Genomic DNA, 20,921 nt, shown 5'->3' with positions numbered 1-20,921 from the left:
CAACCCGCTTCAAGGGGCGACCTGCCGACCATGGTTCATCTTGCGCCGCCGCGGCGGTTGGGCCAGACAGGCGGGCAGACAGGCGGGACGGGTTCCGGCCAACATCGGAGAGCAGTCGTGGCGCGCAAATTCCTCTATGTCATCGCTGGCCTGATCGTGTTGGTGATCGTGGGTAAGCTGGCCTATGGAATCTTGCAGCCCCAATTGATGCGTATTGCAATGGTCCCGCGCGAAGCGTTCAGCGACCTCCAACCCCTGCCCGCCAACGCCTATGACAAGCAAGCGATGTGGATCGCCCGGCCCGATATCGTGAAGGACAATCCCGCACTGTGGACGCCGCAGGGGATCAACGACGCGCCCGTGCCGGAAAAGGCGGCGGTGTTCTTCATCCACCCCACCAGCTATATCACCACCTTTGGCGACGCCCATTGGAACGCGCCGATCGGCGAGAAGGAGGCTGACGCAACCGCGCGCCGCTTCGTGACCGGGCAGGCCAGCGCCTTCAACGCGGCGGGCAATATCTGGGTGCCGCGCTATCGCCAGGCCAACTTTGGTGCCTTCCTGACCGACGGGCCGGAGGGCGACAAGGCGCTGGCCGCAGCCTATCGCGACGTGGCCCAGGCTTTTGCAGCCTTCCTGAAAGCCAATCCCACCGGGCCGCTGATCCTGGCCGGGCATAGCCAGGGGTCGCGCCACCTGCTGCAATTGCTGCGCGAACAGGTTGCGGGCAAGCCAGTCGAGAAGCGGATCGCGGCGGTCTATGCGGTGGGCTGGCCGATTTCGGTGGAGGCGGACCTGCCCGCGCTCGGCCTGCCAGCCTGCGCGCGGCGTGACCAGGCGCATTGTATCGTCAGCTGGCAAAGCTATGCCGAACCGGCCGATCCGTCGGCGGTGATCGAAACCTTCGGCAAGAAAACCGGCTATAGCGGCAAGCCGCGCAAGGGGACGCACATGCTCTGCACCAACCCCATCACTGGCGCGTTCAACGGCGCGGCCCCGGCCAGCGCCAATCGCGGCACGCTCGACAGCCGCGAAGAAGGCAAGCCTCCGCGCCTCCTGTCAGGTATCGTGCCTGCGCGCTGCGACACCAGCGGGGTGCTGATGATCGGCGAGCCGGTGGACATGGGGCCGTTCACCCTGCCCGGCAATAATTACCATGTGTATGATTACAGCCTGTTTTGGGCCAATGTCCGCGACGATGCCCGGCAGCGGCTGGCTGCGTTCGTCAAATCATGAGCCTGCTGACCACGGACCGCGTCGCCTTTCGCGAATGCCTGCCCGAAGGCGGTCGGCTGATCGGCATGGATGTGGGGACCAAGACGATCGGGCTGGCGTTGTGCGATGATCGCTGGTCGATCGCCAGTCCGGCCCACACGATCAATCGCGGCAAGTTCACCAAGGACAAGGTCGCCATCGCGGCCTTTATCACGGAGCAGCAGGTCAAGGGCATCGTCATCGGCCTGCCATTGAACCTGGACGGCACCGGCAGCCCGCGCAGCCAGTCGAGCCGCGCTTTTGCGCAGAATCTCGTGGATCTGGGCCTGCCGATCCTGCTGTGGGACGAACGCTGGTCCACCCAGGCCGTCACCCGCACCCTGCTGGAAGCCGACGCCAGCCGCGCCCGGCGCGAGGTGCTGGTCGATAAGTTGGCGGCGAGTTACATTTTGCAGGGGGCGATCGATGGGCTGGTGGCGGGGCTCTAGGGTTGACACCACATACGTTCGTTTCGAGCGAAGTCGAGAAACGGATAAGGCAGCAATCTCATTTTAGTGGCGCTGAACTTGCCTCTGCCCCGTTTCTCGACACGCTCGAAACGAACGGAGCTTGGTGTAATCTCAATCCCCGTCCCGCCCATAGACATCCGGCAGAAACTGGACGCCCTGCGCCGTGGGAACCGCCGTCAAATAAGTGAGATACACCGGCACCGGTTGCGGCAAAGGCTGATGCTGTTCCGGCGCGGTGCCATCCGCCACCGGCTGCTTGCCAAAGAACCAGCGGCCAAGACGCTGGGCGTCCTCAAGCCGGACGCAGCCATTGCTGAAATGGCGCGCAGGTTTGGCGAACAGGTCGCGCGAGGGCGTGTCGTGGAGGTAGATGCCAAGGTCGTTGGGGAACATGAACTTGACCCGGCCCATCGCATTGTCGCCACCGGGCAATTGCCGCACCCGCACTTCGCTGCGCCCGGCCGCGACCGACCGCCAGTCGATCGCGCTCTGGGCGAGCGGCGCAGGATTGGCGCTCCAGTCGGCTAGCGCCTCATAATGCAGCCCTTTGAGCGACGCCCCGTTCAGGATTTTGGGCGCGACCCGGCTTTGCACCAGATCGGGCGGGATGTTCCAATAGGGGTTGAGCGTGGCGTAGCGGATCATCCCCGCCATCATCGGCGTCTGCGTGTGCTTCGCGCCCGCCACGACCTTCATCGTGCCGTCGAGCGAACCCTTGCTATAATACCATAGCCGCGCCGAGGCGGCATCGACCACGATATGGCGCACCCAAGGACCGGGCAGCAGCCGCGTCCGCTCCATATTGAGCGCCAGCAGCCGCTCATAATAGGACGCGCCCCGGTTGAGCGCGACGATGGTCTGCGCGCCAGCGACGCCATCGGCGGTCAGGCCATGGTCGCTCTGAAAGCTGCGCACCCGCGCCACCAGCACCCTATCATAGGCGGTGCCGTCGGACAGGCCGAGCCGGTGGCGCAGCAGCGCGATCTCCGGCACGCGACCACCGGGGCGCAGCTTGACGGCTTCCGGCAGGGTCACGTCGGGCAGGTCGCCCCATTTCGCCTGATAGTCGGCGCGAGCGGTGCGCAGCTGCATGTAGAAGGGGCTCATCCAGCCTGCGGTCTGGATATAGTCGGTCAGCGACGGGGTGATGGCGGCGGCGCGCAACAGGTCGGATGGATCGGGATCGCGCGGTTCGACCTCCGGGTCGAGATAGCGCATCCCCATGCCGCGCGCCGGGCGTCGCATGTCGGCAACGACCGCAGCAAGCGCCTTGGACAGGGCCAGATCGGCGCGGGCCAGTGCCTTGGGCGTGGGGCTGGCGTCGGCTTCCTCGATCAGGCGCTGGAGACCGCGCGGGTCATAGTCGCGCGGGTCGAGGCCATCGACATCGACGCTGGCGATCAGCGCCAGCAGCGCGTCGGCCTGCGGCCCGATCGCGTCCTTTTCCACCCAGAGCGGCCAATAGCCACGGGGCGCGTAGAATTCCTTGAGCTTGCCGCTGACGCCTGCACGGATTTCGGTCGCGACGCTGGCCTTCGCGGCCTCGGCGGGCGCTGCCGGTTGGGCGCGCGCGACGAAAGGCGCGACGGCGCACGCGGTCAGCAGCAGGGTGAGGGGCAAGGTGCGGGCGCGGCGGTGATGCCGCGCCCGATCAGTGTTACGGATCAGCCGCGTTCTCCGCGACGGGGGGCCGGCGGTGGGGGTGGCGGCGGGCAAGGCGGACCCTGCACGGCGTGATACATGCCGTCCGACGTATAATAGCCATCGACATAGCCGTCGCCATCGCGGTCGGCGGCAACGGTGCCAGCGATCGCGCCGGGGCCGACGGGCGGCGCGACGGTGACGGGGGCTTCATTCGTCGCGCAGGCGCTCAGTGCGAGCAACCCGGCAGCAGCCAAAGCCATATGGTTGATTTTCATATCTTCTCCCTGGGCGCGATGGCGGGGATCGCCGGACGCCGCGTTGAACCTCTTGCCGTAGCAACTGCGACAGCAGCTACGACGCGGGGCCAACGTGCGAACCGCGCAAAAAAATCCATTACCGGAGCGAAATGACGGCGAATAGTGGCTTAACCACGATAATGCGTCGAAAGCGCCGAAAAATCAGCCCTGCACCCAATCGGCGGACGCAATGCCCTGCGCGTAGAGCAGCACCGACAGGTCGCCATGGACGATCTCTGCTGCCGCGGCCGCGCGGGTCTTGGGCTTGGCATGATAGGCGACGCCCAGCCCTGCCCCCTCGATCATCGGAATGTCGTTCGCGCCATCACCCACCGCCAGCGTCAGCGCGCGGTCGATGCCGCCAGCGATCATCGCTTCGAGTTCCGCCCGCTTGCGCGCGGCGTCCACGATCGGGCGGGAGACGGTGCCGAGCAGCGCGCCGTCGGCAATCTCCAGCACATTGGCAACGGCGGCGTCGAAGCCGATCTCCTCAGCCACTGGTCCGGTAAAACGGGTGAAGCCGCCCGATACCAGCAGCGCCCGTGCGCCGCGCGCCTTCATCGTGCGGACCAGTGCTTTGGCCCCCGGCATGATCGTCACCCGCTCGGCGCGGCAGCGATCGATGGCGCTGTCGTCCAGCCCCTTGAGCAGCGCGACCCGCTCGTCCAGCGCGCCTGCAAAGTCCAGTTCGCCGCGCATCGCCCGTTCGGTAATCTCGGCGATCTGCGGCTTGATCCCGGCATAGTCGGCCAGTTCGTCGATACATTCGACCGTGATCATGGTCGAATCCATGTCGGCGATGATCAATGCTTTCTCGCGGGTGGCGACCGGCTGGACGATCACGTCGATCCCCTGCCCTACGTCGAGCAGCGCCGCGCGGGCCGCAACCGGATCGGCGGCGAAGAAGATATCGGCGGCCTTGTCCGCATCCAGCCAGATGGTATCGCCCGGCTGGCAACCCGCCTTGGCAAGCCGATCGGCGGCCTCTGCAATATCCCCCTGCCCCATCGAGGCGCTTGCCACTAAGGTCGCAACGAACATGCTACACTCCGAACCAAGAACCGGCGAATCCCGCCCACGGGTCGCGCTTATTGCCGGGCCGACCGCCAGCGGCAAGAGCGCGCTTGCCATTGCGCTGGCCAAGGCCACGGGCGGCATCGTCATCAATGCCGACGCGAGTCAGGTCTATGCCGACCTTGCCATCCTGTCCGCCCGCCCTTCGCCAGAGGAGATGGGCGATGTGCCGCACCGGCTGTTCGGCCATATCGACGGGGCGGAGGCCTGCACCGCACCGCGCTGGGCCGCCGAGGCAAAGGCAGAGATTGCCGCCGCCCATGACGCGGGCCGCCTGCCGGTGCTGGTCGGAGGGACCGGCCTCTATATCCGCACGCTGCTGGACGGGATCGCGCCAGTGCCGGAGATCGACCCGGAGATTCGCGCGACGGTGCGAGCGCTGCCGGTCGCCGACGCCCATGCGGCGCTGAGCGTCGAAGATCCCGAAGCCGCCGCCCGGCTGGCCCCTGCCGACACGACGCGGGTGGCGCGGGCGCTGGAGGTGGTGCGATCGACCGGCAGGCCGCTCAAAGCCTGGCAACAGCATAAGAGCGGCGGGATTGGCGACGCGATCAGCCTGTCGCCGATGATCCTGCTGCCGCCGCGCGACTGGCTGATGGAGCGGTGCGACCGGCGGTTCGGGCTGATGATGGAGCAGGGCGCGGTGGCGGAGGTGGAGGCGCTGCTGGCGCGCAAGCTGCACCCCGACCTGCCGGTAATGCGGGCCATCGGCGTGCCGGACATCCGCAGCTGGATCAATGGCGACACTGAGCTGGACAGTGCAATCGAAAAAGGTCGGCTGGCGACGCGGCAATATGCCAAGCGGCAATATACCTGGTTCTCTAACCAGCCGCCGCCGGGCTGGGCGCGCGAAAGGCGATATATTGATGATAAAATTATCAACGAATTCGTAATTAAATTACAACAATAATATTTGACACGTCATTTTATGTCAGATAGTGGCCGCCACCTTGCCATTTCGCGTCGCATGACGCAAAGGGCGCGGCTTGAACAATGCGAAGGAATCTATCGTGGCCGAAAAAAGCGGCGCGGACATTTTGGTCGAATGCCTGCTGGATCTGGGCGTCGAAGTCGTGTTCGGCTATCCGGGCGGCGCGGTGCTGCCCATTTACGACGCGCTCTTCAATCATCCCACGATCAAGCATGTTCTGGTCCGCCATGAACAGGGCGCGACCCACATGGCGGAGGGCTATGCCCGGTCGACCGGCAAGCCCGGCGTCGTCCTGGTCACGTCCGGTCCCGGCGCGACCAATGCCGTCACCGGCATCACCGACGCGCTGATGGATTCGATCCCCATGGTCGTCATCACCGGCCAGGTTCCAACCCAACTGATCGGCACCGACGCCTTTCAGGAAGCCGACACGGTCGGCATCACGCGCCACTGCACCAAGCATAATTATCTGGTGAAAGACCCGGCGAAACTCGCCGGCGTCATTCATGAGGCGTTCCATATCGCCACCACCGGTCGCCCCGGCCCGGTCGTCATCGACATTCCAAAGAATGTCCAGATCGCGACGGCCCCCTATAAGCGTCCCGAACCGGTCGCCCATGCCAGCTATCACCCGCAGACCAAGGCGGACGCCGCCGGGATCGACGCCGCGGTCGAGATGCTGGCGGCTGCCGAACGCCCGGTTTTCTATACCGGCGGCGGCGTCATCAACAGCGGACCGGAAGCCTCCGCGCTGCTGCGCGAACTGGCCGCGATGACCGGTGCGCCTGTCACCTCCACGCTGATGGGTCTGGGTGCCTATCCTGCAACCGGGCCGCAATGGCTGGGGATGCTGGGGATGCATGGCACCTATGAAGCCAATTTCGCGATGAACAAGGCGGACCTGATCGTCTGCGTCGGCGCACGCTTCGATGACCGGGTCACCGGCCGTCTGGACGCCTTCTCGCCGGGCAGCCGCAAGGTCCATATCGATATCGACCGCAGCAGCATCAACAAGATCATCGATGTCGATGTCGCCATCGTTGCCGACGTTGGCAGCGCGCTGAGCGACATGGTGGCGTTGTGGAAGGCGCGCGGTCATGAAGCCGCTGACCTGTCGGCCTGGTGGACGCAGATCGATGGCTGGCGCGCGAAAAAGTCGCTCGACTATGCCGAGAATGCGACCGAGATCATGCCCCAGCGCGCTATCGCGGACCTGTACAAGGCGTGCAACGCGACCGGCAAGGACATCATCATCACCACCGAAGTCGGCCAGCACCAGATGTGGGCGGCGCAGCATTTCGGTTTCGACGCGCCCAATAAATGGCTTACGTCCGGTGGCCTCGGCACCATGGGTTATGGCTTTCCTGCTGCCATCGGCGCGCAGATGGGCAATCCCGACAGTCTGGTCATCTGCGTCGCGGGCGATGCGTCGATCCAGATGAACATTCAGGAAATGGGGACGGCCAGCCAGTATCGCCTGCCGGTCAAGATCTTCATCCTGAACAATGAATATATGGGCATGGTCCGCCAGTGGCAGGAACTGACCTATCAGAGCCGCTATTCCAACAGCTATTCCGACAGCCTGCCCGATTTCGTGAAGCTGGCCGAAGCCTATGGCTGGACCGGCATCCGTATCGACGGGCCGGATGATCTGGAAAGCGGCATCCGCGCCATGATCGACACGCCCGGCCCGGTGATCGTCGATTGCCGCGTGGCGAAACTGTCCAACTGTTTCCCGATGATCCCGTCGGGCGCGGCGCATACCGAGATGCTGCTTGATCCCAGCCAGGTGAAGGGCAGCATGACGGACGAAGCCAAGGCGCTGGTATGAGGATGACGGTGTGACGCAGCACCTCAAACTGCGCATCCACGTCACGGAACCATGGGATTTCGAGCGGAATACGGGCAGCGCCGAGCTGACCGGATGGACCATCGACCATGCCGACCCGGACAATGAGGAATGGGAAGTGCATCTGGACCATGGGTTCGACCATCATGAACGGCACATCGGCACATTGCTGATCGGGCCGCGCTATGTGGGTGAGCATCTCAGCCGGATGTTCGATGCGGTGACGGGCTTTCCCGTCCGCCTCGCCCACCGGCAGGATGGCGGCTGGCACTATGCCTTTACGGCGATGATTTCACAGCGCCCCGACAAGGCTGACGGGCACGCTGAACAGGATAACGGGACAAGCATCTGATGCATATTCAGGAAGAATTGAGCCAGCGACACGTCCTGTCGCTGACCGTCTCGAACGAGGCGGGCATATTGGCGCGCATCGCGGGCCTGTTCACCGCGCGCGGCTATAATATCGACAGCCTGACCGTGGCCGACATCACCCCCGACCATGGGGTGAGCCGCATCACCATCGTCACCAGCGGCCCGCCCAAGGTGATCGACCAGATCATGGCGCAACTCGACCGGCTGGTCCCGGTCCACAAGGTCACCGACCTCACCGAGAGCGGCCCCTTCGTCGAGCGCGAACTGGCGCTGGTCAAGGTCGCGGGCGTTGGCGAGGACCGGATCGAGGCGCTGCGCCTGGCCGATGTGTTCCGCGCCAAGGTGGTCGACACCACGATCGAAAGCTTCATTTTCGAGATTACCGGCACCACCGACAAGGTGGACAATTTTGTCGGCCTGATGCGCCAGATCGGCCTGGTCGAGGTTGGCCGCACCGGCGTCGTCGGCCTGATCCGGGGGAAAGACGCGATTTAACCTGAATTCTCCTCTCCCCGGCGGGGAGAGGAAGCGAGACTTGGCAGTCGATTCAGAGGCACGTGACTCTGATCGACTGCCTAGTCGCAGCTGGAGAGGGGGCCGGCACAGCGGTCCCCCTCTCCAACTTCATCTAGGCACGGCTTCGCCGCGCCAAGATTTCGTATCCTCTCCCCTGAAGGGGCGAGGAAAATGGCACGGTTCGAGGGAAGAGACACTCATGAAGGTTTATTACGATCACGACGCGGACATCGGCCTGATCAAGGGCAAGAAGGTCGCCATCCTGGGCTATGGGTCGCAGGGTCACGCCCATGCGCAGAATCTGCGCGACAGCGGCGTCGCCGAAGTCGCCATCGCCCTGCGTCCCGGTTCCGGCAGCGCGAAGAAGGCCGAAGGCGCAGGCTTCAAGGTATTGCCGAATGCGGAAGCCGCCGCCTGGGCCGACGTGCTCATGATCCTCGCCCCCGACGAGCATCAGGCCGCCATCTATGCTGACGACATCCACGCCAATCTGCGCCCCGGCGCCGCTATCGCCTTCGCCCATGGCCTGAACGTCCATTTCGGCCTGATCGAACCGCGCAACGACGTGGACGTCATCATGATCGCGCCGAAGGGACCGGGCCACACCGTCCGTTCCGAATATCAGCGCGGCGGCGGCGTCCCCTGCCTGATTGCGGTCCATCAGGATGCGACCGGCAACGCCCATGACATCGCTTTGTCCTACGCCAGCGGCGTCGGCGGTGGCCGCAGCGGCATCATCGAAACCAACTTCCGCGAGGAATGCGAAACCGACCTGTTCGGTGAGCAGGCCGTGCTGTGCGGCGGCGCCACCGCGCTGGTCCAGGCCGGTTTCGAAACGCTGGTGGAAGCCGGTTACGCGCCCGAAATGGCCTATTTCGAGTGCCTGCACGAACTCAAGCTGATCGTCGACCTGATGTATGAGGGCGGCATCGCCAACATGCGCTATTCGATCAGCAACACCGCCGAATATGGCGACATCAAGACCGGCCCGCGCATCATCACCGAAGAAACCAAGAAGGAAATGAAGCGCGTTCTGGCCGACATCCAGTCGGGCCGCTTCGTCAAGGACTTCGTGCTCGACAACCGCGCCGGGCAGCCGGAGCTGAAGGCCAGCCGCATCGCCGCCAAGCGCCACCCGATCGAGGAAACCGGCGCCAAGCTGCGCGCGATGATGCCCTGGATCGCCGCCAACAAGCTGGTGGATCAGGAAAAGAACTAAGGACCAGCCGCCATTGCGCCCAGGCGGGCCTGCGAAGCGCGCTGATCTGCGTTACGGTGCTCACATACTTAAGTATGCTGCGCTCCGTTACTCGATCATCACGCTTCTCGGCTCCACCTGGACACAATGGCGACTAGTCCTTGGGCCGGAACAGGAACGATCCGTTTCCGGTTACGGCTCTGGAACAATTTAGGGGCGTAGCTTATTCAAGCTGCGCCCCTTGATCGTTTTGGAGAGTCCCGATGCAAAAATATCTCATCCCCGCTGCCGCCCTGATCGCCCTGACCGGCGGCACCGTCCTGATCGCGCAGGCTCCAGCCGCGCCCGGCAGCAAGGATGCCGCCAAGGCGACCGGCGGCAGCTACACCGTCGATCCGGGCCACACCCAGGTCGTCTTTGCGTGGGACCATATGGGCTTTACCAGCAATATGGGTACGATCGCCGAACCGACCGGCACGCTGACCCTGGACAAGGCGAACCCGGCCGCGTCCAAAGTGTCGGTCGAATTCAAGATCGCCAATCTGCGTACCGGCGTTCCCAAGCTGGACGAGCATCTGATGAAGGCGGATTTCTTTGATGCCGCCAAATTCCCGACCGCGACCTTCGTATCGACCAGCGTGAAGCCCGACGGCGCGACCGGCGCAGACATCACCGGCAATCTGACGATCAAGGGCGTGACCAAGCCCGTCACGCTGGACGCCGAACTTTATGGCGCGGGCAAGGCTCCGGCGATGGCGGGCGGCAAGGAAAATGTCGGCTTCGTTGCGACGGGTGCGATCAAGCGCAGCGATTTCGGCATGAGCTATGGCGTGCCGATGGTCGGCGATACTATCGAACTGAAGATCGTCGCCGCGTTCCAGAAGTAAGACGACTACCTACTCCCTCTCCGTCACCCCGGACTTGCTCCGGGGTCCAGAGCGTCGGGCGCTGTGTGCCGGACCCTGGATCCTGACTTTCGTCAGGATGACGGATCTGGGTTGGGCAATAAGCACTGGACGCCTCGCCCCTAAAGCGACTACAAGCGCTCCCATCATGCAGAGCGCGACGCTTCTTCCCCTGCTACGACTTACACGCCCTTAGGCGTGGTTTTTGCGCTGCCTTTCGATTATGGGCAGCAACGATACGCCTAAGGGCTTCCTTTTCGCTGATCATCGTTAACCGGGCTGCGCCACTGATTTCTGCGCGCGCCCGTTCGCAAAAGAAGTAGCTGACCCATGATGCTGATTGATCCGTCCCAGAAATATCGCGCCTTTCCCCAGATCGACCTGCCCAACCGCCAATGGCCGGGCAATGTCATCACGTCGCCCCCGCGCTGGCTCTCGACCGACCTGCGCGACGGTAATCAGGCGCTGATCGACCCGATGAATGCGGAGAAAAAGAGCCGCTTCTTCGACCTGCTGGTCAAAGTCGGCGTCAAGGAGATCGAGGTCGGTTTCCCGTCGGCCGGTGCGACCGAGTTCGACTTCATCAGCGGGCTGGTGAAGGACGGGTGCATCCCCGACGATGTGATGGTGCAGGTGCTGACCCAGGCGCGCGAGGATCTGATCGCGACGACGTTTGAATCGCTGCGCGGCGCGAAGAAAGCCATTGTTCACGTCTATAACGCGGTGTCGCCTGCCTGGCGGCGTATCGTGTTCGGCATGGAACGGCCGCAGATCAAAGAGATCGCCGTCACTGCCGCCAAGCTGCTGCGCGACAATGCGGCGGCCCAGCCCGACACGGACTGGCATTTTGAATATTCGCCCGAAACCTTCTCCACCGCCGAGCTGGATTTCAGCCTAGAGTGTTGCGAGGCGGTGATGGACATTTTGATGCCCACGCCGGACAAGCCGCTGATCCTGAACCTGCCAGCGACGGTGGAGTGCGCCACGCCCAACATCTATGCCGACCAGATCGAATGGATGTGTCGCCATATTTCGCGTCGCGACAGCGTCGTCATATCGCTGCACCCGCATAATGATCGTGGCACTGGCGTGGCGGCGGCGGAACTGGGGCTGATGGCGGGCGCGGACCGGGTCGAAGGCTGCCTGTTTGGCAATGGCGAACGCACCGGCAATTGCGACCTGGTGACGGTGGCGCTCAATATGTACACGCAGGGGATCAACCCCGGCCTGGACTTCAGCGACATTGACGAGGTCATCCAGACGGTCGAATATTGCAACCAGTTGCCCGTCCATCCGCGCCATCCCTATGCCGGCGAACTGGTGTTCACGGCCTTTTCCGGCAGCCATCAGGACGCGATCAAGAAGGGCTTTGCCGCACAGGAAGCGCGCAACGACCTGATCTGGGACGTCCCCTATCTGCCGATCGACCCCAAGGATCTGGGCCGCGATTATGAAGCGGTGATCCGCGTCAATTCGCAGTCGGGCAAGGGCGGCGTCGCCTGGGTGTTGCAGCAGGACAAGGGCTTCAAACTGCCCAAGCGGATGCAGGCCGATTTCAGCCGCGTAGTGCAGGGCATGGCCGATCAGTCGAGCCGCGAACTCAATGCCGCGGACATCTGGACGGCGTTCCAGGACCATTATCATCTGGGCGGCGAACAGGCCTATCGCCTGATCGACTATCATGAGGGCGGCGCGGCGGGCGACCGCATCTTCACCGGCAAGATCGTCCATAAGGGCGGCGAACGCAGCATTTCCGGGCGCGGCAACGGCCTGCTCTCGTCGGTACTGGCGGCGCTGCGCGATGAATTAGGCGTCGCGCTGGAGATTGCCGACTATAGCGAACATGCGATCGGTTCGGGCAGCGACGTGAACGCCGCCGCTTACGTCGAATGTCGCACCCCGGACGGGCGCACGGTGTTCGGCGTAGGGACCGATGCGGACGTCGCGACAGCTTCGGTGCAGGCGGTGCTGTCTGCGGCGAATGCGGTGGCGCGGGGGTAAACCCACTTATCCGTTCGGGCTGAGCGAAGTCGAAGCCCTCCACTGAGCGAAGCGAAGTGCCCTCCCGCTAGTCGGGCGAGCCCTTCGACTTCGCTCAGGGCGAACGGAGGTTGCGTTCTACTTCGCCAGCGCCCGCACCACCGCGTCCCACTGCACCAGCGACTCCCCGATTCCCGCGACCGGCACCCGCTCGTTCAGGCCATGGGCAAAGCCGTCCTCGGCCTTCATGAACAGGCTGGACACGCCATAGCTCGGCACGCCCAAGGCGCGGAAATAGAGGCTGTCGGTCGCGCCCGCGGACATGCCGGGCATCACCGTGATCCCCGGCGAACGGGCGGTCACCGCGTCGCGCACCGCCTTCATGACGTCAGCGCGCAGGGGCGATGCATCGCTGGCCAGCGGATCGCCCAGCGTGGTCACAGTTGCGCCGCTATCGGCAACCACCTTCACCAGCTCCGCCTTGACCGCGTCGATCGCCACGCCGGGGAAGATGCGACAATTGACCATGACCTTCGCGCTTTGCGGCAAGGCGTTGAGCGCATGGCCCGCCTGCGCCATCGTCGCTACGCAGGTGGTGCGGACCTGCCCGACAAATTCCGGCTTGGTCGACAGCAACTCCGCCGCCGCCATGTCGCCCGTCTCCGCATAACGCTGCATCGCCGCGCCGACCTCCCCGCCGATCCGGTTCGCCGACAGGCTGAGCGACGCTTTGGTCAGTTCGTTACGCATCGGCGGGAATTGATAGGCCGCGATCCTGTCGATCGCTTTGGCCAGTCGATAGATGGGATTGCCCGGCGTCGGCGCGCTCGAATGCCCGCCCGGATCGGTAAAGCCGATCTCGAAATCGGCATAGGTTTTCTCGCCCGCCTGCAATTGATAGAGGACGGGCTTCCCCTCCTCATTCAGCAGCCCACCGCCGCCATCGCCGTTCAGCAGCAATTCGGCTTGCCTGTATTGCGCGGCCAAGGCCTTGGTCGTCACCATCGCGGTCTCTTCGTCGCCCGACAGCAGCAGGATGACTGTGCGGCGCGGGGTCCAGCCCTGCTTTTTCAGCTGCGCCAGCGTCGCGACCATCATCGCGACGTCATATTTATTATCCTCCGCGCCCCGCCCGAAAATATAGCCGTTTTCCTCCACGGGCACGAAGGGATCGCGGGTCCAGTCCGCCCGATCCGCCGCCACGACGTCCATGTGACCGATCATCAGCAGGGGTTTGAGCTTCGCATCACGCCCCTTGATCGTCGCGGCCAGCGTCGCCGTTTCGCCCATCGGCGTGATGACGATGTCGGCATCGGCAAAGCCCGCGGCTTTAAGCACCGACGCATAATAAGCCGCCAGCTTTGGCACCTGCCCTGCCCCCTCCACCGTGCGAAAGGCGACCGAGCGCATCAATATGTCCTTCGCCACTGCCGGGTCCGCCGCCGCCATCGCGCCATTCGGCAGCATCAACGCCGCGCCCGCCAAAAGCCCCAGTCGCCAGCCCATATCATGCCCTTTCGATCCGTTTGACCGGCAATGTGGCACAGCGGCAGGCAGTCGCCAATCCGATCGCATGAAAGGCCTCCGCCTCCGTTCGCCCTGAGCCTGTCGAAGGGCTGTTCTTCTTCTCAAGGCAGAAAGGACAAGGCTTCGACAAGCTCAGCCCGAACGGATATTGTGTCGGAGAGCAAGGGAAGGATGCAGACAGGCTCCACCCCGTTCAAAACTAAACCCGCCCCAAATATTGCTTGCGCGCAATCGCGTGTCGCCGCTCCATATTGGTCGTCCTACGCCCACAGGACGGTACACCATGGCCCTACCCTATCGCAGTTTCGGATTTCAGGTGCTGGTCGGCATGGTCGCGGGGCTGGCGCTGGGCCTTGTCGCCCGCCAGATCGGCACGGGGCCGGATGGCGACCTCAACTGGCTGGCGACCACGCTCAAGACGGTCGGATCGATCTTCGTCTCCTTGCTCAAGGCCATCGTGCCGCCTTTGGTGTTCGCGGCCATCGTCGCGTCGATCGCCAATCTGCGCGCGCTTGATAATGGCGCGCGGCTGGCGGGGCAGACATTGTTGTGGTTCGCCATCACCGCGCTGATCGCGGTCCTCATCGGCCTCACCATCGGCATCATCACCCAGCCGGGCGTGGGCCTGAGCAACGCCGCGCTGGTCGCCAAGCCGCCATCGTCGATCGGCGGCTGGCTCGATTTCCTCAAAGGTCTGGTGCCGGGCAACAGCCTGGCGCTGTCAGGCAGCACCAAGATCGGCGAGGATGGCGCGGCCAGCACCAGCATCAGCTTCAACATCTTGCAATTGCTGGTCATAGCCATCGCGGTAGGCCTGGCTACGCTCAAAGTCGGGGAGAAGGCCGACCCCTTCCTTGCCTTCGTCCGGTCGCTGCTGGCGGTGGTGCGCGCGCTGCTTGGCTGGGTCATCCGCCTGACGCCGGTCGGGTCGGCGGGGCTGATTGGGGCTGCGGTCGCCACCTATGGCTGGGACGCGCTCGCGCGGCTTGGCGTATTTACCGGCGCCATCTATCTGGGTTTGGCGATCGTCCTGCTGATCGTCTATCCCACGCTGCTGATCGCCCATGGTTTGAAGCCCCTGCCCTTCTTCGCCAAGGCATGGCCCGCTATCCAGCTGGGCTTCGTTTCCCGCTCCTCGGTTGGCACCCTGCCCGTCACCGAAGCCGTCACCGAAAGGCTGGGCGTGGACAAAAGCTACGCCGCCTTCGCCATTCCGCTCGCCTCCACCACCAAGATGGACGGCTGCGCATCGATCTACCCCGCGCTGTCGGCGATCTTCGTCGCGGGCTTTTACGGCATCCCGCTGGGCCTCGTCGATTATGCGCTGATCGCGGTGGTATCGGTGATTGGTTCGGCGGCAACGGCAGGCCTGACCGGCGCGACCGTGATGCTGACGTTGACCCTGTCGACTCTCGGCCTGCCACTGGAGGGCGCGGGGCTTCTGCTGGCGATCGACCCGATTTTGGACATGGGCCGCACGGCAGTGAATGTCGCGGGGCAGGTGCTGGTGGGCGTGGTCGTCGCCAAGCGTGAGGGGATACTGGACGAGAGCGCTTATTATGGAACCGGCGACATAGCGGTTGCCTGACGGATTGACCTGAGCGCACGCGAGGGCCATGGAACGCGCCATGTCAAATCATCAGGTGCATATCATCGGCGGCGGGCTCGCCGGGTCCGAGGCGGCGTGGCAATTGGCGCAGGCGGGGGTGAAGGTGCGCCTGTCGGAAATGCGGGGTGCGGGCGATATGTCTCCGGCGCATCAGACCGAGGGGCTGGCTGAACTGGTCTGTTCCAACAGTTTCCGGTCCGATGATGCGGACAAGAATGCCGTGGGGCTGTTGCATCAGGAAATGCGGCGGCTCGATTCCGTCATCATGGCGCAGGCCGAACCGGCCAAGGTGCCCGCTGGCTCAGCGCTGGCGGTGGATCGGCATGTCTTTTCGGGCGGCGTCACCCGCGCGCTGGCCGAGCATCCCAATGTGGAGATTGTCCGCGAACGGATCGACACGCTGCCCGCCTCCGGCATGACCATCGTGGCGACCGGGCCGCTGACCGCGCCTGCGCTGGCGACCAGCATCGGCCAGGCGGCAGGGATGGAGCATCTGGCCTTTTTCGACGCGATCGCGCCGGTCATCCACCATGACAGCATCGACATGGACCAGTGCTGGATGGCCAATCGCTGGGACAAGATCGGCCCCGGCGGTGGCGAGGGGAAGGATTATATCAATTGCCCGATGAACCGTGAGCAATATGAAGCCTTCGTCCGGGGGCTGATCGACGGCGAAAAGACCGTGTTCAAGGAATGGGAGGCCAACACCCCCTATTTCGAGGGCTGTATGCCGATCGAGGTGATGGCCTCGCGCGGGCCGGAAACGCTGCGCCATGGGCCGATGAAGCCGATGGGGCTGGACAATCCGCGCACCGGCCGCTGGCCCTATGCGGTCGTGCAATTGCGGCAGGACAATGCCAGCGGGACGCTGTGGAACATGGTCGGGTTCCAGACCAAGCTGAAACATGGCGCGCAGGTGGATCTGTTCCGCACCATTCCGGGGCTGGAAAAGGCCGAATTTGCGCGGCTGGGCGGGCTGCATCGCAATACGTTCATCCAGTCGCCCAAATTGCTGGACGCGACGCTGCGGCTGAAAAGTGCGCCGCATATCCGCTTTGCCGGGCAGATGACGGGGTGCGAGGGCTATGTCGAGAGCGCGGCGATCGGCCTGCTGGCGGGGCGCTTTGCCGCGGCGGAGTTGCAGGGCCGGGTAATGACGCCCCCGCCCGCCGACACGGCGCTGGGCGCGCTGCTGGGGCATGTGACGGGCAATGTGGTGAGCGCGGACTATCAGCCCATGAACGTCAATTTCGGGCTGTTCCCGACGCTGGACGATGTGAAGAAAAAGCAGCGCAAGGAGGCCTATACGGCACGCGCGCGGGCGTCGCTGGGCGCTTGGTTGGGGGAGATGGTGGGGGCGTAAATCTCCCCTCCCCGTTGGATCAGCACCGGCACTTCGGCTTGAGGCTGCGTTTCGGCGCGGTCGCGGCAAATTCGGCCGGGGTCAGCTTGCCATCCTTGTTACCGTCCGCGGCGCCGAAGCGGTCCGATGTCGCCACCGCCCATTCCTCGAACGACAGCAGATTGTCGCCATCCTTGTCGAGCGCCTTGAACGCCTTGGTGCGGCTGCCCAGCATTTCGATACGGGTGATGACGCCGTCGCGGTCGCGATCGTAACGGGCGAAGCGCCTTTGTTCGCGGCTTTGCGGGCTGGCCTCAGCGGGCATGGGCGGGGCGTCGCCGGTGGCGGCGGCATCGCCTTCGGGCAGGCCTTCAATCTGTGGCGGTGGTGGCGAGGCGAGCGCGAGTTGCGGCACGGGCTGGTTGCTCGCCCGACCCTGCCACCAGAACAGGCCACCCGCGACCAGCAGCAGCATCGCCATCGCGCCCGCCAGCAATCGCCCCATGCCCTGTTCTCCTGTCGCCGCTTCGTCAGCCCATCCTAGCGCCCGAACAGCGCAACCCGCAACAGCCGCAGCGCCAGGGCGCGCGGCATCCCGACCGGGGCGCGGCGTCCCGCCAGCACGTCCTGACGGGCGAGTGTATAGGCGATCCGCAACGGCTTCCACCAGCGCGGCCAGGCAGGCGGCGCGTCCGTCACCAGCGCCTTGGCCAGCGCTAGCGCTTCATCGGCCAGCCGGTCATCACCGACATGGCCCGACAGGTCCCACAGCGCCCAGACCTGCCCCGCCTGAACCAGCCAGTCCGGGGCATCTGCTTCCCCCGCCAACGCCCGGAACAGTCCACCGCCACGACCTGCCGCATAATCCCGCAGCCCCTTGACGTCGATCTCCAGCTCCACCACCAGTATTTCCCAGCCGTCGATCATCGCGACCAGCCCCGGCGCGGCAATGGCGCCCGTCGCCCGCATCGCGTCGATCACCGGCTCTCCCTGCCCTTTCAAGCCAGCCGCATCGTCGATGACGTCATTCCACCAGGCCAGCCGCATCTGGCCGATCGTGGGTTCACGGGTCGATCGCGCAATATGCGCCAGCCGCGCGTCATAGGCCCATATCGCCCGATGCCGCGCAGACTCCGCCCCTGCATGGGCGCTCAACAGCGCGGCGAGCGGGGACAGGCCATCGTCGGGCACGGGGGTTATCGGTCCTTTAACCATCTTCCTCATACACATTCTAACCAGTGGGCCTGCATAGGCGAACAGAATTGCCCCACCCGGACATGGGGGGTGTTGGGCGCGACATGGGTGATTGCGGACAGATGGGCAAGCAGATCAATCGGACGAACGGGTTTTTGGCCCGGCTGGCGCACAACCAGGCCGGCAACACCCTGGCCATCGTCGCGGCGTCGGTCATCCCGCTGGCGGGCCTGATCGGCGGCGGCATCGACATCAGCCGACTTTATCTGGCAAAGACCCGCCTTCAGCAAGCCTGCGACGCGGGCGCGCTGGCGGGACGCCGCTCCATGTCGGGCATCACCTGGACGACAGGCACCAGCAGCAATGAAGAAACCGCCAAGAATTTCTTCAACCTCAACTTTCCCGCAAACAAATATGGCGCGGGAACACCGGCCATCGCCTATACCGCATCAAACACCGGTGCAGTGACCGGCACTGCGTCCGTCGCGGTGCCGATGACGCTGATGAAATTGTTCAACGTCACCAGCCGCACCATTTCGGCCGAATGCACGGCGGATTTGCAACTGCCTAACACGGACGTCATGTTCGTGCTCGACACCACCCTGTCGATGAACGACATTAATCCGGGCGACAGCGAAAGCCGCATTGTCGTGCTGCGCACTGCCGTGCAGAATTTCTACAATTCCCTGCAACAGGTTAAACCGGCGGGCAGCCATATCCGCTATGGCTTCGTGCCCTATTCCTCGACCGTCAATGTCGGCATGTTGCTCAAGCGCAACTGGATTCAGGACAATGCGACCTATGATTCCCGCGTGCCGGATGGAACGTCGGTTATTCCGGGATCAACGCAGGGCGCCACGATCAGCAAGACTACGTCGGTCGTAAATAGTGGTAATACATCGACCGGCACCAAATATCAGGGTTCGTCGGAAACATGCACCGCGCCCGCCAATTCGCTGAGCGACAGCTATACCGCATGGTCAGCATGGTCGCCGTCTGCTACTGCGCTGCCCCGGTCCCGGACGCGCGTGCGTACCCGCAATGGCGTGACCTATTCGGCCGGCCTGACTAACGGCGTCTGCTGGATCACGCCGACAAACTATAATAATTTGAAGGAGACCTACACGGAAACCGTGTCGGAAAATCCCAACGCTGGTGACCAGAATGCCAACGGGACGGCCTATCACTGGATTTACAAGCCAGTGACCTACTCAATGGCCAATCTGAAGGGCACCGGCTCAGGCGATGATTTGGTGACTGGCGGCTTTTTCATGGCACCAGTGACCAATAATTTCGGTACGGATCGAAAAATCAGCTGGACGCAGACCAACGCCTGCATCGAGGAACGCGCGACCCGTCGCACCAATGAAGGGACCGATGTTCCCCGCTACGACATGGACGTTGACCTGATCCCCGATTCAACCAAGCCTGAAACCCAATGGAAACCCTTCCTGCCTGGGGTTGTCTATGGCCGTCGCGGCGGTAGCGCGACTGCCACGACAGGCTGGGAGTATAGCGGCGCAGCAGCGACCTATACGCGGGTGGTCACGCCCAATGCCACGACCAACTATTACACGCCCAACGGGTCCACGTCCCAATATGCCGCTTGTCCGACCTATGCGCGGAAGCTGGCGGAAATCGACTCTTCCACCCTGTCGACCTATCTTTCCGCGCTCGTACCAGCCGGCTATACCTATCATGATATCGGCATGATGTGGGGCCTGCGGCTGATGTCGCGCGAAGGCTTGTTCGCGGCAGAACATGCCACGGCGGAATCGACGGGACGCTACGCCCGCAACCTGATCTTCATGACCGATGGTGGAACCGATACGCGCATCGGCAGCTATGACGCATGGGGCCTGTCGGCGGTCGCCCGGCGTCGTACATCCAGCGCGTCCATCCCGACCAATGCCGATCAGAACGCCATCACGGAAGCTCGTCTCACTGAATTGTGTACGATTGCCAAAACCCAGAAGAATATCACCGTCTGGGTCATCGCCTTCGGCACCGATCTGAGTACGATGTTGTCCAATTGCGCGTCGCCAGGCCGTGCCTATCAGGCGGACAATGCGGATCAGTTGACCACGACCTTCTCCCAGATCGCGTCGCAGATCGCTCAATTGCGGATCACGCGATGAAATGCGCTGGCTCGCGATGGCCCGGCATGGGGCTGCTACGCGCCCTGCGCGGGGACAGGCGCGGGGCGACGATTCTGGAATTCGCCTTTGTCGCGCCAGTGCTGATCCTGATCCTGATGTTCCTGTTCGACACGGCCTATTATCTCTATGCACGTGCGATCCTGAGCGGGGAAGTTCAGGCGGCGGGGCGCGCATCGGGCCTGGAAACCGCTACCCAAGCCAACCGCGACGCGCTCGACAGTGGCGTCGAAACGGCGGTGAAGCGGCTGGTCGGCGCGGGCAACGTTGCCTTCACGCGCATGGCCTATAAATCCTATGGTCGCGCACAGTCGAAGGCCGAAGCCTTTGTCGATGGAAATGGCGACGGCCTGTGCAACAATAATGAGACCTTCGACGACGCCAATGCCAACCATGTGCGCGACCTGGATTCCGGCGCGACCGGGCAAGGCGGCGCGAAGGATGTGACCATTTATACCGTGACGCTGCGCTACAATCGCATCTTCCCGATGACCTATCTGCTGGGCTGGCCACAGGAGGTGACCATGGCGTCCAGCACGATCCTGCGCAACCAGCCCTTCGACAAGCAGTCCGAACCCGTCACCGGCAATTGCACATGAGGATC

At 63.8% G+C, this 20,921-nt stretch carries 19 protein-coding genes; 13 read left to right on the top strand and 6 right to left on the bottom strand.

All coding sequences use genetic code 11. The annotated features are described in order from the left end of the window. The first annotated feature begins 117 nt into the window (after positions 1-117). Complete coding sequence (locus KRZ98_RS02615) at positions 118-1,236, top strand: DUF3089 domain-containing protein (protein ID WP_217672104.1); 1,119 nt, start codon at positions 118-120, stop codon at positions 1,234-1,236. Next, the gene (gene ruvX, locus KRZ98_RS02610; RefSeq protein ID WP_217672103.1) at positions 1,233-1,703 is read left to right on the top strand and encodes a Holliday junction resolvase RuvX; all 471 of its coding nucleotides are present in this window, start codon (positions 1,233-1,235) and stop codon (positions 1,701-1,703) included. The genes KRZ98_RS02615 and ruvX overlap by 4 nt, the downstream gene beginning before the upstream one ends. A gap of 132 nt (positions 1,704-1,835) precedes the next feature. Here the strand turns inward: ruvX and KRZ98_RS02605 are convergent, their stop codons facing one another. The 3 genes from KRZ98_RS02605 to serB form a co-directional block, all read right to left on the bottom strand. Continuing rightward, positions 1,836-3,344, bottom strand: a complete 1,509-nt coding sequence (locus tag KRZ98_RS02605; RefSeq protein WP_217672102.1) for a murein L,D-transpeptidase — start codon at positions 3,342-3,344, stop codon at positions 1,836-1,838. A gap of 44 nt (positions 3,345-3,388) precedes the next feature. Beyond that, positions 3,389-3,643, bottom strand: a complete 255-nt coding sequence (locus KRZ98_RS02600) for a hypothetical protein (protein WP_119744250.1) — start codon at positions 3,641-3,643, stop codon at positions 3,389-3,391. 183 nt (positions 3,644-3,826) lie between these two features. Next, a complete protein-coding gene (gene serB, locus KRZ98_RS02595; RefSeq protein ID WP_217672101.1) occupies positions 3,827-4,705 on the bottom strand; it encodes a phosphoserine phosphatase SerB in 879 nt (292 codons plus the stop codon). Here serB and miaA point away from each other — a divergent pair. From miaA to leuA, 7 genes are all read left to right on the top strand, one after another. Further along, entirely contained in the window at positions 4,704-5,648 is a 945-nt protein-coding gene (gene miaA / locus KRZ98_RS02590; RefSeq protein ID WP_217672100.1) for a tRNA (adenosine(37)-N6)-dimethylallyltransferase MiaA, read from the top strand. The two genes, serB and miaA, sit on opposite strands and share 2 nt — an antisense overlap. Positions 5,649-5,748: 100 nt before the next feature. Beyond that, complete coding sequence (locus tag KRZ98_RS02585; RefSeq protein WP_217672099.1) at positions 5,749-7,500, top strand: acetolactate synthase 3 large subunit; 1,752 nt, start codon at positions 5,749-5,751, stop codon at positions 7,498-7,500. A 10-nt stretch (positions 7,501-7,510) separates the two neighbouring features. Continuing rightward, complete coding sequence (locus KRZ98_RS02580; protein WP_217672098.1) at positions 7,511-7,870, top strand: hypothetical protein; 360 nt, start codon at positions 7,511-7,513, stop codon at positions 7,868-7,870. Beyond that, on the top strand, positions 7,870-8,385 hold the full coding sequence (ilvN, locus tag KRZ98_RS02575; RefSeq protein WP_217672097.1) for an acetolactate synthase small subunit: 516 nt from the start codon (positions 7,870-7,872) through the stop codon (positions 8,383-8,385). Before KRZ98_RS02580 ends, ilvN begins: the two co-directional genes overlap by 1 nt. Positions 8,386-8,605: 220 nt before the next feature. Next, on the top strand, positions 8,606-9,625 hold the full coding sequence (gene ilvC, locus KRZ98_RS02570) for a ketol-acid reductoisomerase (RefSeq protein WP_217672096.1): 1,020 nt from the start codon (positions 8,606-8,608) through the stop codon (positions 9,623-9,625). A 242-nt stretch (positions 9,626-9,867) separates the two neighbouring features. Then, positions 9,868-10,491, top strand: coding sequence for a YceI family protein (locus KRZ98_RS02565; RefSeq protein WP_217672095.1), 624 nt, complete (start codon positions 9,868-9,870; stop codon positions 10,489-10,491). Between the two features lie 348 nt (positions 10,492-10,839). Further along, the gene (leuA, locus tag KRZ98_RS02560; protein WP_217672094.1) at positions 10,840-12,510 is read left to right on the top strand and encodes a 2-isopropylmalate synthase; all 1,671 of its coding nucleotides are present in this window, start codon (positions 10,840-10,842) and stop codon (positions 12,508-12,510) included. Between the two features lie 117 nt (positions 12,511-12,627). Here the strand turns inward: leuA and KRZ98_RS02555 are convergent, their stop codons facing one another. After that, complete coding sequence (locus KRZ98_RS02555; RefSeq protein ID WP_217672093.1) at positions 12,628-13,995, bottom strand: M20/M25/M40 family metallo-hydrolase; 1,368 nt, start codon at positions 13,993-13,995, stop codon at positions 12,628-12,630. A gap of 304 nt (positions 13,996-14,299) precedes the next feature. Here KRZ98_RS02555 and KRZ98_RS02550 point away from each other — a divergent pair, with 304 nt between their 5' ends. Continuing rightward, positions 14,300-15,604, top strand: a complete 1,305-nt coding sequence (locus KRZ98_RS02550; RefSeq protein ID WP_217672092.1) for a dicarboxylate/amino acid:cation symporter — start codon at positions 14,300-14,302, stop codon at positions 15,602-15,604. Between the two features lie 40 nt (positions 15,605-15,644). After that, positions 15,645-16,988, top strand: coding sequence for a methylenetetrahydrofolate--tRNA-(uracil(54)-C(5))-methyltransferase (FADH(2)-oxidizing) TrmFO (gene trmFO / locus KRZ98_RS02545; protein ID WP_217672091.1), 1,344 nt, complete (start codon positions 15,645-15,647; stop codon positions 16,986-16,988). A gap of 19 nt (positions 16,989-17,007) precedes the next feature. Here the strand turns inward: trmFO and KRZ98_RS02540 are convergent, their stop codons facing one another. Next, positions 17,008-17,472 (bottom strand): EF-hand domain-containing protein, encoded by a 465-nt coding sequence (locus KRZ98_RS02540; RefSeq protein WP_217672090.1) that lies wholly within the window; start codon positions 17,470-17,472, stop codon positions 17,008-17,010. 35 nt (positions 17,473-17,507) lie between these two features. Beyond that, on the bottom strand, positions 17,508-18,182 hold the full coding sequence (locus tag KRZ98_RS02535; protein ID WP_254798027.1) for a hypothetical protein: 675 nt from the start codon (positions 18,180-18,182) through the stop codon (positions 17,508-17,510). Positions 18,183-18,265: 83 nt separating this feature from the next. On the opposite strand from KRZ98_RS02535, the gene KRZ98_RS02530 reads away from it, so the two are divergent. After that, positions 18,266-20,299 carry a pilus assembly protein gene (locus KRZ98_RS02530; RefSeq protein ID WP_217672089.1) on the top strand — a complete coding sequence of 678 codons (2,034 nt, stop codon included), beginning with the start codon at positions 18,266-18,268 and terminating at the stop codon, positions 20,297-20,299. A gap of 26 nt (positions 20,300-20,325) precedes the next feature. Then, positions 20,326-20,916, top strand: coding sequence for a TadE/TadG family type IV pilus assembly protein (locus KRZ98_RS02525; RefSeq protein ID WP_254798025.1), 591 nt, complete (start codon positions 20,326-20,328; stop codon positions 20,914-20,916). The last annotated feature ends 5 nt before the right edge of the window (positions 20,917-20,921 follow it).

It is taken from the genome of Sphingobium sp. AS12 (assembly GCF_019097845.1).
Taxonomy (GTDB): domain Bacteria; phylum Pseudomonadota; class Alphaproteobacteria; order Sphingomonadales; family Sphingomonadaceae; genus Sphingobium.
The sequence above is the reverse complement of the archived record's forward strand: the minus strand, read 5'-3'. Positions and strand labels throughout refer to the sequence as shown.